This window comes from Chryseobacterium rhizosphaerae, from assembly GCF_003385455.1.
Taxonomy (GTDB): Bacteria; Bacteroidota; Bacteroidia; order Flavobacteriales; family Weeksellaceae; genus Chryseobacterium; species Chryseobacterium rhizosphaerae.
This window is the reverse complement of record NZ_QNUF01000002.1, coordinates 32521-47124: the sequence shown is the minus strand read 5'-3', so window position 1 is coordinate 47124 and position 14604 is coordinate 32521. Positions and strand designations below refer to the sequence as shown.

The window sequence follows — 14604 nt, the reverse complement described above, 5'->3', positions numbered from 1 at the left end:
AATCTGTGTTGGTATTTTAGAGCGGATTTAAAATTAAATCCTGCTTATTGATTACCTGTGTATTGGGAGGAATATCCTGATAAATAGTACATCCGGCACCAATAATACAGTTGTCACCTATTGTTACCCCTTTGAGAACGGTTACGTTACTTCCAAGCCAGCAATTGCTGCCTATTTTTATAGGAGCTTTATTAAACTTTGATGGATATACTTTAAACTCAGGAGATGTTTCATAACAATGGTTATGATCATAGAGTTTTACATTTTCCCCAAATAATGTATGATCCCCTATGGAGATATGTTCCATACAATTAATTGAACAGAAGTTATTCATAAAAAAATCAGTCCCTATCTGTAAAGAGGCATTTTCTAAAACAAGAATAGAAATATAGTTTCTAAAATCTGCTGACTGCCCAATATTCACTTTTTTCAAGTTTTTATCCAGGACAAAATGATTGCCTACACCAATCCTTATATTCTGGGAAAATACGTTAGGGTGCTTTTTTAAAGAAGACAGTTGTTTTTTTCTTTGAATTTTTTCAAAAAAATTATAAAGCATATTGTAACTTTTTTTTTCACTTTGAGTTACACAAATATAGCCTGTTTTTAGATAAATGAAAAAAAATCTTTATTTTTGCTTTAATTAAAGGCAACACAGTGAGTGAAATAACTAGAGTTCTCAAAACATTTATCGGGTATTTAAAAAGACCTGATCTTTATCCGGAGTTGGGCCGGAAAATTATTAAAAATACTGTAAACAGAGGCAATGCCTTTAAAGGAAAAGACAAAACCAATTCCTGGGCCGCTGGAAGAGCAGTATCACAAAAAGAAGCCGTTTCTAAGCTTTTTGGGCTTGAAATAGATGCTTTCCGTAACAATTACCAGGAAGTTTTAGCTGCAGCAGCAGAAAAAGAAAGGATTTGCCCTGTAAAAATGGGTGGGCCAGGAGCTTTAGAGCTTATCTACTATGCCTGCGAGTTTACTAAAGCTCAGCATGTAGTAGAAACTGGAGTAGCTTATGGATGGTCTTCATTGGCTACGCTTTTATCATTGGTAAAAAGAAACGGAACATTATACAGTTCAGATATGCCTTACCTGGCACAGGATGGTGATCAATATGTAGGATATGTAGTTCCGGAAAACCTTAAAGGAGGTTGGAAATTATTCCGTTTTGCAGACAAGGAATCCTTACCCAAGATTTTCACGGAAAATAAGATCTTTGATGTTCTCCACTATGATTCCGATAAGAGTTATAATGGCAGGATGTGGGCTTATGATGAGCTTTACAAGCATCTGAGAGAAGGAGGAGTTTTTATCAGTGACGATATTGGCGATAACTCTGCTTATCAGGATTTTTGTGAAAAAAACAATATTGAAACTACAGTGGTAGAATACGAAGGAAAATATATTGGCGTTTTTATTAAATAAGCAGTACAGTAGACAATTTGTTCCTTCTTTTTTTAAGATGGAGAACGGCGTGTATAAGAGGTTATTCAATGAAAATAATTCATGATTCTTTTTTACAGCAATAAAAATATAGTAAGGTTTCTGGATAAAAAACATTAAATACAATGTATAACATGACTGTTTGGCCGTTTTTATGAAGATAACCCAGATTACATTTACCCGGTTTCTTGCGGCTATGGCTATTGTCATTTCCCATTTTAATAAAGATATGTTTCTATACCAAATAGATTACATTTCTAATGTTTTTCTGAAAGCGAACGTAGGGGTAAGCTATTTTTTTATTCTTTCCGGCTTTATCATGATCGTAGCCTATCATAAGAAAGACAGGATCAACTATTTTGATTATTACAAAAATCGGTTTGCCAGAATCTATCCATTATATGTATTGGGGCTTTTACTTTATCTGATCACCCGATATTCAGGTTTCAGTTTTTATAAAGCTTTTTTATACCTGTTGGGGCTTCAGAGCTGGATTCCCGGAGAGGCTATGATCCTGAATTTTCCGGGCTGGTCTATTTCTGTAGAGTTTTTGTTCTATCTTATTTTTCCATTACTCTATAACCATTTTTATTCTAAAGGAAATAAAAGTGTCTGGGTGATTACGGTCATTATCTGGGTTATAACCCAGGTATTTTGTAGTCTTTATGCTGGTTCTTTATATTATGAAGGACCTCATACGGAAAGTCATGAACTGCTGTATTATTTCCCATTGATGCATATTAATGAATTTCTGGTAGGAAACCTGGCAGGGCTGTTTTTTGTAAAAAATCATAAGCAGAAGAATTATGATGTTCCTGTCATTGTCATTTTCTTATTGATACTATTGGCGTTGATCTTTGTACCTCTTTTCTATCATAATGGTTTGATGGCACTGTTGTTTATTCCGCTTATCATTTTGATATCGAAAAATAATGGGACACTGACCAGAATATTTTCATTAAAACCTTTAGAGTATTTAGGGGAAGCAAGCTATGCTGTTTATATAACACATATCCCTGTTTTATATATCTTGAGGGAAATTCTGGAACAGTATAATTTGGGGATTGATACTATATTCTGGATTTATATGGGAGTTCTTATTATTACTTCTGCTTTATTTTATCAGTTTATTGAAAAACCGCTCAGGGATTATCTTAAAAAAATAAAAATTAGTTGAGAATATTTATTTTTATGTAACTTAAAACACTCATAATGATCGAAATAAAAAATGTTCCCCCAAAAAATAACATCGATATAGATGGCTTATTGATTTATGGGAGGTATTTAAATATCAATAACTTCTAAAAAGGCAATATGTTATTTAATTCAATAGGGTTTCTTATCTTTTTACCAATTGTATTCTGTCTTTATTGGTTTGTTTTCAATAAAAAATTTCAGCATCAAAACAGGTTGTTGCTGTTAGCGAGTTTTTATTTTTATGCATGCTGGGATTGGAGATTTCTTTTTTTGCTAATGTTTTCTATTGGTTTGGATTATCTTTCAGGTATTAAGATTGAAAACAGTAAAAATAAAAGGGAAGCTACATTTTGGCTTACATTAAGTATTGTTATCAATCTCGGCTTTCTGGGGTTTTTTAAATATTATAACTTTTTTGTTGGGAGCTTTGCCGAACTTCTTGGAGGATTAGGCTTCAAAGCGAATGTCTGGCTTCTTAAAATTATCCTTCCGGTTGGAATATCATTTTATACATTCCATGGACTTTCTTACGTGATAGATGTTTATAAAAAAAGGATTAAAGCGGAACGTAATTTTACAGATTATGCCGTATTTGTCAGCTACTTTCCTCTTCTCGTAGCGGGTCCGATAGAAAGGGCTACCCATCTATTACCTCAAATACAAAAAACAAGGATATTTAATTATGACCAGGCCGTGGATGGCATGCGTCAGATACTTTGGGGGTTCTTCAAAAAAATGGTTATTGCAGATAATTGTGCTCCCTTAGTGAATGAGATCTTTACAAACTATCAGACGGAAAGCCCTGGAAATTTAGTAATAGGAGCTGTATTGTTTGCATTCCAGATCTATGGTGATTTTTCCGGATATTCAGATATAGCGCTAGGGGTTTCCAGGCTGTTTGGAATAGAGCTTCTGAAAAACTTTGCATTTCCTTATTTCTCAAGAGACATTGCCGAATTCTGGAGAAGATGGCATATTTCACTTTCTTCATGGTTCAGGGATTATCTGTATATTCCATTAGGAGGGAGTAAAGGAGGACTTTCTATGAAGATCAGAAATACATTTGTGATCTTCCTTGTCTCGGGATTCTGGCATGGAGCCAACTGGACATTCATTATTTGGGGAGGGCTCAATGCCCTGTATTTTATGCCTCTTCTGATAATGAATAAAAACCGTCAGAATATTGAAGTAGCAGCACAGGGAAAGCTATTACCTTCCTTTAAAGAGTGTTTCCAAATCTTTATTACTTTTTTAGCGGCTTGCTTTGCCTGGATTTTTTTCAGGGCAGAATCTGTAACCAAAGCTTTAGATTATATAAAGAGAATTTGCAGTACCGGAATTTTTGCTTTGCCCCATTCATTGCCTGTGAAAATCCTGGCGCTGATTGGGTTTATGCTTGTGGTAGAGTGGGTTAATAGAGAAAGGTTTCACGGATTAGAAATAAAAAGATTCAATCCATGGATGAGACGTATTTTTTATATGGTTATTATTTATATCATTCTCCGTTATGCCAATTTCGGGAATAATGAATTTATTTATTTTCAGTTTTAGCATGAAGAAGTTTTTAATAAAAATAGGACCTTATTTTGTGGCAGTAGTGGCAGTATTTGCTGTGCTTGGAAGTTATGCTGACGGAAATACTGATGATAATTATATGCATTTTGCGGTTAAAAAGCCCCAGAATATTATTTTGGGGGATTCCAGGGGATCACAGGCCGTTGTACCCAGTGTTTTAAAAAAGAAACTTTCCGGGGATTTTGATAATTTCTCTCTCAATGTTGTTGAGTCACCCTATGGACAGATCTACTTTAAAGCTTTAAAACGGAAGTTGGACCCTGAGACCAAAAATGGAATTTTCATTCTGACAGTAAGTCCATGGACTTTATCATTGGATAAAAATATTAAGAACAGTAAAGATTTTCCGGAAGAGCATTCTCCGCTGAATGATGTGTACACCTATGACAGATCACCCAATTATGAATACCTGCTAAAACATTATACAAGAAGCTGGTTCAAAATATACACGGAAAGAGTAGATGCAGTCGGGAAATCCAATTCATTTCTTCATGAAGACGGATGGATGGAAATTAATGTGAATATGCATAAAGATTCTGTGGCTGCCAGAACTACCAAAAAAGAAGTGTTCTATCAGGCATTGGCTCAACAAGCCGAGTTGTCGCAGGAACGTCTCAGAGCTTTTGATGAGATAATTAACTATTTAAGAACTAAAGGAACGGTGTATCTGGTCCGGATTCCTGCTTCTAAAGGCATTATGGCGATTGAAAATGAAAAATTTCCCCATTTCAGCAAGCTATTACAGGATATTTCACGAAAACAGAATGTGAAATTTTTTGATTTTTCAGAGGAGAGCGAAACGTATATGTATACTGACGGAAACCATATGTACCGGAATTCAAGCAAAATTTTTACTTCCAGAATGGCAGACTCTATCAAAATAGGGAAACGCTAAAATAAATTTTTTCTGAAATTAATATTATAAATACCGGAACGTATACTCGGATAGTCAGAGATCAAATGCTTTAGAATCACTCCCCATTTTTGAGGTGCAGGAGTTGTTGCGATCCTGAAACTTCTGTACATTCTGTTAATATGAAGCTTGATATGGTCAGGTATTGTCTCTTCATTTTTTGCCCAGTTATCAACTTCCTGCCATAAAAGAACTCTGGTGGTAGCCGGGTTGATCTTCTTTGAATCTACCTGGGTAATCCTGTTGTTTTCATGGACTCCTCTCATGGCTATCGCTTTATCTAAAATACCCGGATACAGGTCCAGATAATAGGAAAGGCGAAATAAAAATTCAGAATCCTGGTGGAGTCTCAAACTGGCTTTAAATAAAATATTCATTTTTTTTACCAGAGCATCTCTTCGTATTGTTAAGGTATCAATACTGAACAGTCCAAAGCTTCCTAACAGATAAATCTGCCCTGGAAAAACATCTTTTGGACCATGTTTCTTATGTACTGTCGTCAGTTTATCCCCAAATACAGGATAGTACTGTTCTTTTGCTTTTTCAGTATAATAATGGACGCCAAGCGCTCCGTAGACACCTTCTACTTTTGGATCTTTAAAAAGTTCTTTTTCGGCATCAAATCTGTTGGGAAGGAAATAATCATCCGCATCCAGAAAAGCAATAAAATCTCCGGTAGCTTTTTGTATTCCCAGATTTCGGGTAGGGCCGGCACCATGATTTCCTTTATCAGGATGTTGATAGAGTTTTATTCTGTCGTTTTTTTCAATAAGTTGTTTGCATACCTGCAGTGCGTTGTCTGGAGATCTGTCCTCAATCAGAATGACTTCATGTACCTCATCAAACTGAAGGGCTGATTCTACTGCCTGAGAAACAAATTTTTCGGCATTATAAACAGGAATTATTACAGAAATTTTCATTTTTTGTTAGCTGAATTTTTTTGATCATTTGTATGTTGCAAGATAATCAAATATAAAGACTTGTAGCTTAAAAAATAATTAAAAAAGTGGAGATATAGGTCTGTAAAATGAGATGAACGTCCCGGGATCACCCATCAGACCAGTGAATGTCTGAAGTTAATATTATAAAGGCCGGATCTTATACTTTTATAATCTGTAAACAGATATTTGATAATCATCCCCCATTTTTTGAATACCGGGGCTTTTGCAATCTCGAAGCTGCGATACATTCTGTCAATATGAAGTCTCACCTCTTCAGAAATATCATTTTCACTTTCTGACCATGTTTTGATCTCTTTCCAAAGCAATGTTCTTGATATGGCAGGATTTATTACCCGTGAATTTATTTTCGTTATTCTGTTATTTTCGTGTACGCCCCGTATTGCTACTGCCTGATCAATGATTCCGGGATATAGATTAAGGTAATAAGACAGCCGAAGTAGAAACTCGGTGTCTTCATGCATTCTCAGATGAGGTTGGAATAACGAATTCATTTTTTTTGCCAATGCCTCTCTGCGGACTGTTAAGGTATCAATACTGAACAACCCAAAACTTCCAAGCATGTGAAGCTGTCCCAGGAAAACATTGTATGTGTCATATTTTTTATAAACAGTAGTAAGCCTGTCTCCGAATAAACTGTAGTATTGTTTTTTTGCTTTTTCAGAATAGTAATGAACACCAAGTGCTCCATATACACCATCTACTTTTGGATTTTTAAAGAGCTCTTTTTCTGCATCGAATCTATTAGGGAGAAAATAATCATCAGCATCCAAAAATGCAATAAAATCTCCGGTTGATTTTTCTATACCCAAATTCCTACTTGGGCCCGCTCCGTGATTTTTTTTATCCGGATGCTGATAAAGCTGTACTCTACCATATTTTTCAGCGATCTGCTGACATACAAGAAGTGCATTGTCCGGAGACTGGTCTTCAACGAGAATTACTTCATAAACTTCATCAAACTGAAGAGCAGATTCCACTGCCTGAAGGACATAATTTTCGGCGTTATAGACGGGAATAACTACTGAAATCTTCATTTCATCTTTTTATAATAGATTAATTGTGTTTTTTTACACTGCCATTTCAAGTACGAAATTTAAGCTTTTAATTCTAGTTTTACAATCCTTAGTATTATGATATAATGAAATATTTGCTTTTTTGAATATAATAAACCTTAAAATGTAATTTCTTATTATCTGAGCAGGGTGAATCTCGTTAATAAAATAATTTTTATGTATCGGATATTAAACATAAAGCCTCTATAAATATATGAATAGAGGCTTTGTATTTTTAAGTAATCTCTTACTCCTTTTAGACAGAATATTAATATTTTATTACTATTTGAAGAGTATTGAGATCTATCAATGAGAATAGGTGAATCTGTATTTTGTCCGCAATATATTGGGGTTTTTAAGAACAGCGGCCAATAAGCTCGTCATTTTTGAAAATCCTTTTTTTGAAGAAAGCTCAAATGCTTTTTTCTGCAGATAGATATGCTGGGCATAATCCGGTTCTAACGGCAATGGCTTAGACCATTCGTACAAAGAGTTCCAGAAAAGATACTGCCTTTGATTGTATTGTGGGGAATACCTTATAATCTTTGTAATTCTGTTGTCATCATGTATGCCTCTCATCGCTACAGCCTGATCTATAATACCGGACTTTAAATAACAGTGGTAAGCCAGCTTAATGATGAAATCGGAATCCTGGTGGACACGCAGAACTTTATTGAACTTTAAAGAATGTTTCTCAAGGGCAGCCTTTTTTATTGTTAATGCATTCAGGTGGAAGAATGTACCGAAAGTTTTCGGTGTAAAACCTAAAAGTCCTCTGAATACTTCTTTTCCCTCGGCAGGATAATTGACGGTAGTAAGTGTATTGTCACTGAATTTAGACTGGAATTCCTGTTTTCCCTTTTCTGTAAGATATTCAATGCCTACGGCGTTGAAAACTCCGTCTATTTTTGAATCATTAAAGATCGTCTTCTCGGCATCGAACCTATTTGGAAGATAATAATCATCTGCATCTAAGAATGTGATAAAGCTTCCTACGGCTTTTTCAATTCCCAGATTTCTTGAAGCTGCAGCTCCATGATTTTCTTGGTCAGGATGCTGAAAAAGTTTAACCCTTGAATGTTCTTTCGTTATTCGTTTACAGATCTCCAGAGAATCATCGGTTGATTTATCTTCAACCAAAATAACTTCTTTAACTTCTTCAAATTGTAATGCAGAGATGACTGATTTTTCTAAAAATTCAGCAGCATTATATACAGGGATGATTACAGAAATATCAAGCATTATAGTACAGATTGGTTATTATCTGCCCAAAGGGCAAGTTGCAAAAGATTCCAGTGTTTCTCATCTTTATTCAGATAGCTTTGAGTTGCTTTAAAATCAATAAAATTAAATACTTTATGATTAGGGTTTTTTAGCATGTCATTGGAGAAGTTCATGAGATTTTCTTCGGCAAACCAATTCTTTACCCCTAATCCGAATCCTTGTTTATGACGTTTTCTGATGGTTTCAGTCCAATATGATCCCATAGCTTCCCGAAGAATAATCTTGTCATTGGTATTGCTTAATTTCAACTGATCGGGTAGCTGTATACAAAATTCGGCAAAATCCAGATCAAGAAACGGGGTTCTTACTTCCAATGAATTAGCCATAGCCATCCTGTCAGATTTTACCATCATATTGGCGGGAACATAGTTTTCAAGATCTGTTCTCATAATATCATTGAGCGAGTCTGTATCCGGTGCGAAACTGTAAGGCTGCAGATAGTCTGAAGAAATACCGAGGTGCCCACGCTCTCCTTTATTAAAGTCGTTTCTTACAGCATTCAAATGGAAATCAAGGATAGAGTTATATTGTATGTTCTTTTGAGTAATGAAAGAAGTGGTTCTCAGCTTTTGATATAATTTTAATCCAAATTGAGCCATTATATTTTTATAACTGAAATGCTGCTTCATTTTGTTTTCAACGGTATAAAAATGATAACCGCCAAAAAGCTCATCTCCTACATCTCCGGATAAGACTACAGTAAGGTTCTTCTTAGCTGCTTTACAGATCTCATAATGTGGGATAAAGGAAGCATCTGCAAAGGGGTCATCAAAAAAAGGAGTGATCTTTAATAGAGAAGTGACAAGATCCTCTTTTTTCTCATGGACTTCTATGTGGTTGGTTTTATATTTATCTGCAATTTCTTTAGCATATTTCAGCTCGTTATCTTTATGGTCATATCCAAAACTGATGGTAGTCTGCTGAGGTAGAAATTCATCTACCAATGCTACAATGGAGGAAGAGTCCAATCCGCCGCTTAGAAAACTTCCTACTTCTACGTCTGCAATAAGCTGTTTTTTTACTGCATTTTTGAGGAGATACAAAAATTCTTCTTTAGCATCAGAAAGACTAATCGTTCTGTCTTTTGCCGGTAAACTGTAATAACGGGATACACTAATTTTCCCTTCTTTCCAGATCAGCTGATGGGCAGGAGGTAGAGTATATATATTACTGTAAATACTTTGGTAGGTACTTACATATCCATACTGAAGATAGTGGGAGAGGGCGTCAGGGCTTACCTTAGGTTGAATAAGACCAGAGGCAAGAATTGCCTTTATCTCCGAAGCGAAAATAAATTCGTTATTGTTTCCAATCGCGTAATAAAAAGGTTTTTCTCCAAAGCGGTCTCTGGCACAGAATAATTGTTTTTTCTGATTATCCCAAATGGCAAACGCGAACATTCCCGGAAGTTCATGGATCAGGTTTTCCTGCTTCCTCTGATACATGGCAAGAATAACTTCTGTATCAGATTCTCCATGATAAGGATATTCGGTATATTCCTTTTTAATATCCTGATATCCGTAAATTTCTCCATTGAGAACAATACATTCATCTTTGGTATTAGAAAACATAGGTTGTTTTCCATTTTCAGATAAATCTATAATGGAGAGCCTGCGATGGCCTAAGACTGCATTATCATAAAGTTCATAATGCGAAGAATCGGGACCCCGGTGTATCAGAGAATCTGTCATTTTTTTGATTTCTTCCTGATAATTTCTGGCATTAGTGCTTATAATTCCTGCTATTCCACACATAGGCTTTTATTTTTCATCATTAATTTTCATTTTTTGTATTGGCTAATTTACGACAGATTAAGAAAAGTACTACCTTTCTGGGTCAGTTGATTCCGTAATTCCGTTAATGTTTCCCCGTCTCTGGAAATTTTTTTATACTTCTTTGAAAGCTGTTTATACTTACTGATATTGCCAGTCATGATATTTTTAAGCATGCTTTGTTTAAGGGCTCTTTTTTCAAGTTCAAGAGCATTGGGCAGATTTGGATTCATAATATTGACTTCAATACGGACATCTTCATACTTTGTACGATCTATTTTGTTAAGTGATTGAACACCGTCATGTACCACTTTACTTCCGGGAACAATCAATACTTTCTGCTGGTGAAAATGAATGCGGTTCACATACTCATTATCTTCTCCATAATGGAAAAAGTAAGGATTAAAACCACCTACGGTCTCTATTGTTTTTCTGGGTAACAGCCAGTGGGCGGCATTCACAAATTGGATTTCATAAAAAGGTTTCAATGTCTGAAAATAAAGATCAGAAATCAGTCTGGTTTTTTCATAGTTCTTAGCGATATACTGATCTAAAAAAATATCCAGATATTTTTCCGAGCCATCTATATGAAAAGGGCTGATAATCCCAATTTCGTCTTTGTTAGGATGATGATAATAAATATCTAGCATTTTTTCCATACTGTCTTGATAAAGCCATGCATCCTGGTTCATCAGATAAAAGAATTCTGCACCTTCTTTATATGCCTTTTCAATACCTAGATTATTGGCTTTTCCAAATCCTAAATTTTTGGGAGACTGTATAAAGTCTACTTTTGGAAAATGGGTTTTAACATAGTCCTGTGTACCATCTGTAGATCCATTGTCTACGACGATACATCGTATTGGCAATGAAGAGTTTTCTAAGCTTGAAAAACATCTTTTTGCCCATCGCATGGCATTATATGTGACGATAATTACATGAATAACAGGCATTTTAAATATATTTTCGAGTTAATTTTTCAAGATAATTTTCTGGACTAATCCCCGAAAAGAATGTCATTATTTCCTCTTCAAAATCTACTTTGTAGAAATCCCCTTCATCTACTTCTGAATAACGAGCTTTTTGACGGGTCTCTTTTTCAATAGCCATGACAATTTCTTTTAAATCAAAATTGTATGGAAATGAAAAATTGATAATTTTATTGGACGCTTGTAAACATCGTGATTCTAAGAACCTGGAAATATCTTCTATATCTAAAAGCAGCCTTCTGGCTTTGCTATGGATTGCAAATTCAGTTTCGTTCGTGATCTGTGTTTTAAGAAAATTAAAAAGCGTATTGGGATTTCCTCCTTTACCCACTATATTACCAATTCTCAAAATCACATAATCTTCAGTGTTATTTTTTATATAATCTTCAATGTTTCTTTTATGAATGACATAGGGACTTTCCTGTTTGGATTGGTCATGAATACTCAACGTAGAAAAATAGATGATTTTTTTTTCTTTATTTTGTTCATGTACTGTTTTTAAAAGAGAAAGTTCTCTCTCAAACTCGGATGTTCGTGTTTCCAGGGAGTTTGAAACTCCTGATGCAAAAAAGACAATATCTGCTGTATCATAAGATTTTATTGCATTTGCTATAATACCGTTGCCAATAATCATATGCTGTTTCTTTTCATTAATTGTGTTGGGCTGGGGAACAATTTTACTATCTATGGTTACCAATAGGTTATTTCAGATAATCAAATATATGAAAATAGTATTTCATTTTCATTTTGGTTATCCAGCGTTCCAAAAGGGGGAGATTTTTAAGATAGTTTTTATATTGTTGAAGACAATATGCTTTATATCCGTTTTCCAGTGATGGATCTAAATTAAGTCCAGCGATTGTTTCTTTTACAAAGGAGAATCTCTTGAATACTGTAAAAAGGGAATCGCGGGATAGAGCTTCTTTTTCATTCTTAAAATGGGAAAAAGTTTTGTATCCAATATTTTGTTTCGGATGGATTCTGTATTGGCCTAAAATGTTTTTTTCTACCCATACTGAATCTTTGTTAGAGGCTACGAGCATAAGCTCGTAATCATGGATAATAACCGGATTAATTTTTTTTAACGGAAGATGAGCCTTTAGGAATGTATTTCGAATAGCGATACTCATTCCTGGAAATATATTTCCCTGGTATAATATCCTTTTTATGATATCTCTAGGATGTTTAAATTGTTCAGGGTTAACTGATTCTATATCCCAATAGGTTGTCTCTTCTGTACTGTCTATGGCTTTACCAAAAAGTTTAATATTATGAGAAATAATGTTAATGTTGGGATTTTTTTCAAATCTATCGGTAATAACTGTAGTTTTATTTTTATACCACCTGTCGTCCTGATCACATAAAAATACAAGATCTCCAGTACATAAACTCATTGCTTTTTCAAAGTTTCCTATATAACCCAGGTTCTCTGGGTTTTGATAGACCTTGATAATGTCTGGAAAATGTGCTGTATACTCAGAGAGTATTTTCAATGTTCCATCAGTAGAACCGTCATCACAGATGATAACTTGAGATACCGGTTTTTCCTGGTTGAGGATACTTTCCAGCTGTTCTGCGATATATGTTTCACCATTATAGGTGCAGAGGGCTACAGATAGAATCATTTTTTCTGAAAAAGTTTATAATAATATTTTTTTAAAGCCAGATAGCCGGAAATGACCTTACCTCCGGTTACTTTATTAAATTCGTTCCTCATCTGTATAAATTGTGAAGAGCGAACTTCAATGATGTGATAAGCCAACCTGTCATGAAGATCATCACCATATAATTTCTTCAGTATCGGAAGAATTTTTATTCTTTGATGAAGAATTTTATGAAGGTCAGAGGACATACTGTTATTGCTGTCTTCTTTACGGTAATGGGCTAGAGGTTCTTCTAGGAGAAGTACTTTTGGATGGTCCTTCATAACATAAATCCACATTAGCCAGTCTTCACAGCTTGTTAAAGATGTGTCAAAAAGAAATCCATCAAGTAAGTTTTTTGAGATTAAGGAACAATGAATAGGGATGCTAAATTTTAAATCCCATCCGAATACAATACCCTCAAATGTTAAAAAGTCCTGTTTAACACGATTGTAACCGGGATAGTGTGTTTGGTTTTTGTAAATAGTAAACTGGCTTACCATTAATGAATATTCTGTTCCAGAGGAAAGGCTTTTTGTAAACTTTTCCGAATGGATAGTATCATCAGAATCTAAAAACTGAATGTAATCTCCTGAAGCCTTTTCCAATCCTGCATTTCTTGCAGAAGATAAGCCTCCGTTTTTTTTGTACACATATATGAATCTGCTGTCTTTTTCGATCCATTTTTTTGCTGTTTTTTCTGTATGGTCAGTAGAGCCATCATTGACAATAATACATTGCCAATTGGTATAGGTTTGATCCCATACAGATTGTAGACACTCATCTAAATAGATAGCCTGATTGTAACATGGAACGATGACAGAAATTAATGGGGACATAAATGACTTAATTAGGAGTTGATAAGTGTTTTCTATAGCGGAAATAAGAAAGATATTTACGTATTGGAAAGTTAAAACGGACAAGTTTGAAGTTTTTCAAAACTGTAGTGAGCATTTTTTTAAACTGGTGATGTAGCAGATAATACACGTATAAATTCAATGTATATCTGTTAATCAATTTAACATCTTCAGGGGTATATCGTGTTTTAAATAGTTGCTGTATTCTTAAAATTTGTGAAAAGTGTTTTTCATCATTTCCTATTCCGGTTATTTGTGCCATTGTTCCCATATCATTAACCCTATAAACAGAATAACATTCGTCCGAAACATATGCTTTAGAATTTGGGAATGAGTTTAAGGTATTTATATAAACCATCCAATCTCCAAAATAAATATTTTCAAGATAGTGAAAGTCTATTTTGTTTTTTCTAAACATACATGTGCAGGAAATCAAATTGTTTTTCGAAAAAAAATCTTTTATTTCATATGTTTTTTTACGAAGTGGATTTCCAATAAAAGTAGTCAGATTTCCATTGTCTAATAATTGTGCTAGACCGCTATGAATGGAATAATCTGGATTTTTTTCTAAAAAATCTACCTGTTTCTGAATCTTTAATGGATCAATCCAGTAATCATCACCATCACAAATTGCATTGTATTTGCCCCGACATTCAGTAAGTGCCCATGAAAAATTTTGCATAATTCCCTTGTTTTTTTCATGTCGGGTATATTTTACAATAAAATTCTCAGGAATCTTGGCTTTTTCTAAAAAAGACACTATTACTTCGTCAGTATTATCGGGTGAGTGATCATTAGCTATGATAATTTCTATGTTTCCATCATAGTTTTGTTGTATAATACTGCTTATAGCTTGTTCAATAAATTTCTCATGACCATAAGTAATCATAATAACACTTACCAAAGGATGATCT

General features: G+C 34.5%; 14 protein-coding genes. 4 read left to right on the top strand and 10 right to left on the bottom strand.

The features are described from left to right. Nucleotides 1-16 precede the first annotated feature (16 nt). The gene (locus tag DRF57_RS01810; protein ID WP_052188464.1) at nucleotides 17-559 is read right to left on the bottom strand and encodes an acyltransferase; all 543 of its coding nucleotides are present in this window, start codon (nucleotides 557-559) and stop codon (nucleotides 17-19) included. 98 nt (nucleotides 560-657) lie between these two features. Between DRF57_RS01810 and DRF57_RS01805 the strand changes: the two genes are divergently transcribed. The 4 genes from DRF57_RS01805 to DRF57_RS01790 all read left to right on the top strand — a co-directional run bounded on the left by DRF57_RS01805 (nucleotide 658) and on the right by DRF57_RS01790 (nucleotide 5113). Continuing rightward, nucleotides 658-1428, top strand: a complete 771-nt coding sequence (locus tag DRF57_RS01805; RefSeq protein WP_084086507.1) for a class I SAM-dependent methyltransferase — start codon at nucleotides 658-660, stop codon at nucleotides 1426-1428. A 172-nt stretch (nucleotides 1429-1600) separates the two neighbouring features. Next, nucleotides 1601-2623 carry an acyltransferase family protein gene (locus tag DRF57_RS01800; RefSeq protein WP_115916620.1) on the top strand — a complete coding sequence of 341 codons (1023 nt, stop codon included), beginning with the start codon at nucleotides 1601-1603 and terminating at the stop codon, nucleotides 2621-2623. 137 nt (nucleotides 2624-2760) lie between these two features. Further along, nucleotides 2761-4194, top strand: a complete 1434-nt coding sequence (locus DRF57_RS01795; RefSeq protein WP_115916618.1) for an MBOAT family O-acyltransferase — start codon at nucleotides 2761-2763, stop codon at nucleotides 4192-4194. Between the two features lies 1 nt (nucleotide 4195). After that, nucleotides 4196-5113: a hypothetical protein gene (locus DRF57_RS01790; RefSeq protein WP_228450407.1), complete on the top strand. Its 918-nt coding sequence runs from the start codon at nucleotides 4196-4198 to the stop codon at nucleotides 5111-5113. Here DRF57_RS01790 and DRF57_RS01785 read toward each other — a convergent pair. The 9 genes from DRF57_RS01785 to DRF57_RS01745 all read right to left on the bottom strand — a co-directional run bounded on the left by DRF57_RS01785 (nucleotide 5110) and on the right by DRF57_RS01745 (nucleotide 14579). Further along, nucleotides 5110-6051, bottom strand: coding sequence for a glycosyltransferase family 2 protein (locus DRF57_RS01785; RefSeq protein WP_084086511.1), 942 nt, complete (start codon nucleotides 6049-6051; stop codon nucleotides 5110-5112). The two genes, DRF57_RS01790 and DRF57_RS01785, sit on opposite strands and share 4 nt — an antisense overlap. 134 nt (nucleotides 6052-6185) lie before the next feature. Then, nucleotides 6186-7127, bottom strand: coding sequence for a glycosyltransferase family 2 protein (locus DRF57_RS01780; protein ID WP_115916616.1), 942 nt, complete (start codon nucleotides 7125-7127; stop codon nucleotides 6186-6188). A gap of 324 nt (nucleotides 7128-7451) precedes the next feature. Next, a complete protein-coding gene (locus DRF57_RS01775) occupies nucleotides 7452-8387 on the bottom strand; it encodes a glycosyltransferase family 2 protein (RefSeq protein ID WP_115916614.1) in 936 nt (311 codons plus the stop codon). Next, entirely contained in the window at nucleotides 8387-10183 is a 1797-nt protein-coding gene (asnB, locus tag DRF57_RS01770; RefSeq protein ID WP_115916612.1) for an asparagine synthase (glutamine-hydrolyzing), read from the bottom strand. The genes DRF57_RS01775 and asnB overlap by 1 nt, the downstream gene beginning before the upstream one ends. A gap of 47 nt (nucleotides 10184-10230) precedes the next feature. Further along, nucleotides 10231-11154 carry a glycosyltransferase family 2 protein gene (locus DRF57_RS01765; protein ID WP_115916610.1) on the bottom strand — a complete coding sequence of 308 codons (924 nt, stop codon included), beginning with the start codon at nucleotides 11152-11154 and terminating at the stop codon, nucleotides 10231-10233. Between the two features lies 1 nt (nucleotide 11155). Continuing rightward, nucleotides 11156-11824 (bottom strand): NAD-dependent epimerase/dehydratase family protein, encoded by a 669-nt coding sequence (locus DRF57_RS01760; RefSeq protein WP_115916832.1) that lies wholly within the window; start codon nucleotides 11822-11824, stop codon nucleotides 11156-11158. A gap of 67 nt (nucleotides 11825-11891) precedes the next feature. Then, the gene (locus tag DRF57_RS01755) at nucleotides 11892-12815 is read right to left on the bottom strand and encodes a glycosyltransferase (protein WP_115916608.1); all 924 of its coding nucleotides are present in this window, start codon (nucleotides 12813-12815) and stop codon (nucleotides 11892-11894) included. Further along, entirely contained in the window at nucleotides 12812-13672 is an 861-nt protein-coding gene (locus tag DRF57_RS01750) for a glycosyltransferase family 2 protein (RefSeq protein WP_084086517.1), read from the bottom strand. Before DRF57_RS01750 ends, DRF57_RS01755 begins: the two co-directional genes overlap by 4 nt. 7 nt (nucleotides 13673-13679) lie before the next feature. Further along, the gene (locus tag DRF57_RS01745) at nucleotides 13680-14579 is read right to left on the bottom strand and encodes a glycosyltransferase family 2 protein (protein ID WP_157969870.1); all 900 of its coding nucleotides are present in this window, start codon (nucleotides 14577-14579) and stop codon (nucleotides 13680-13682) included. Nucleotides 14580-14604 lie beyond the last annotated feature (25 nt).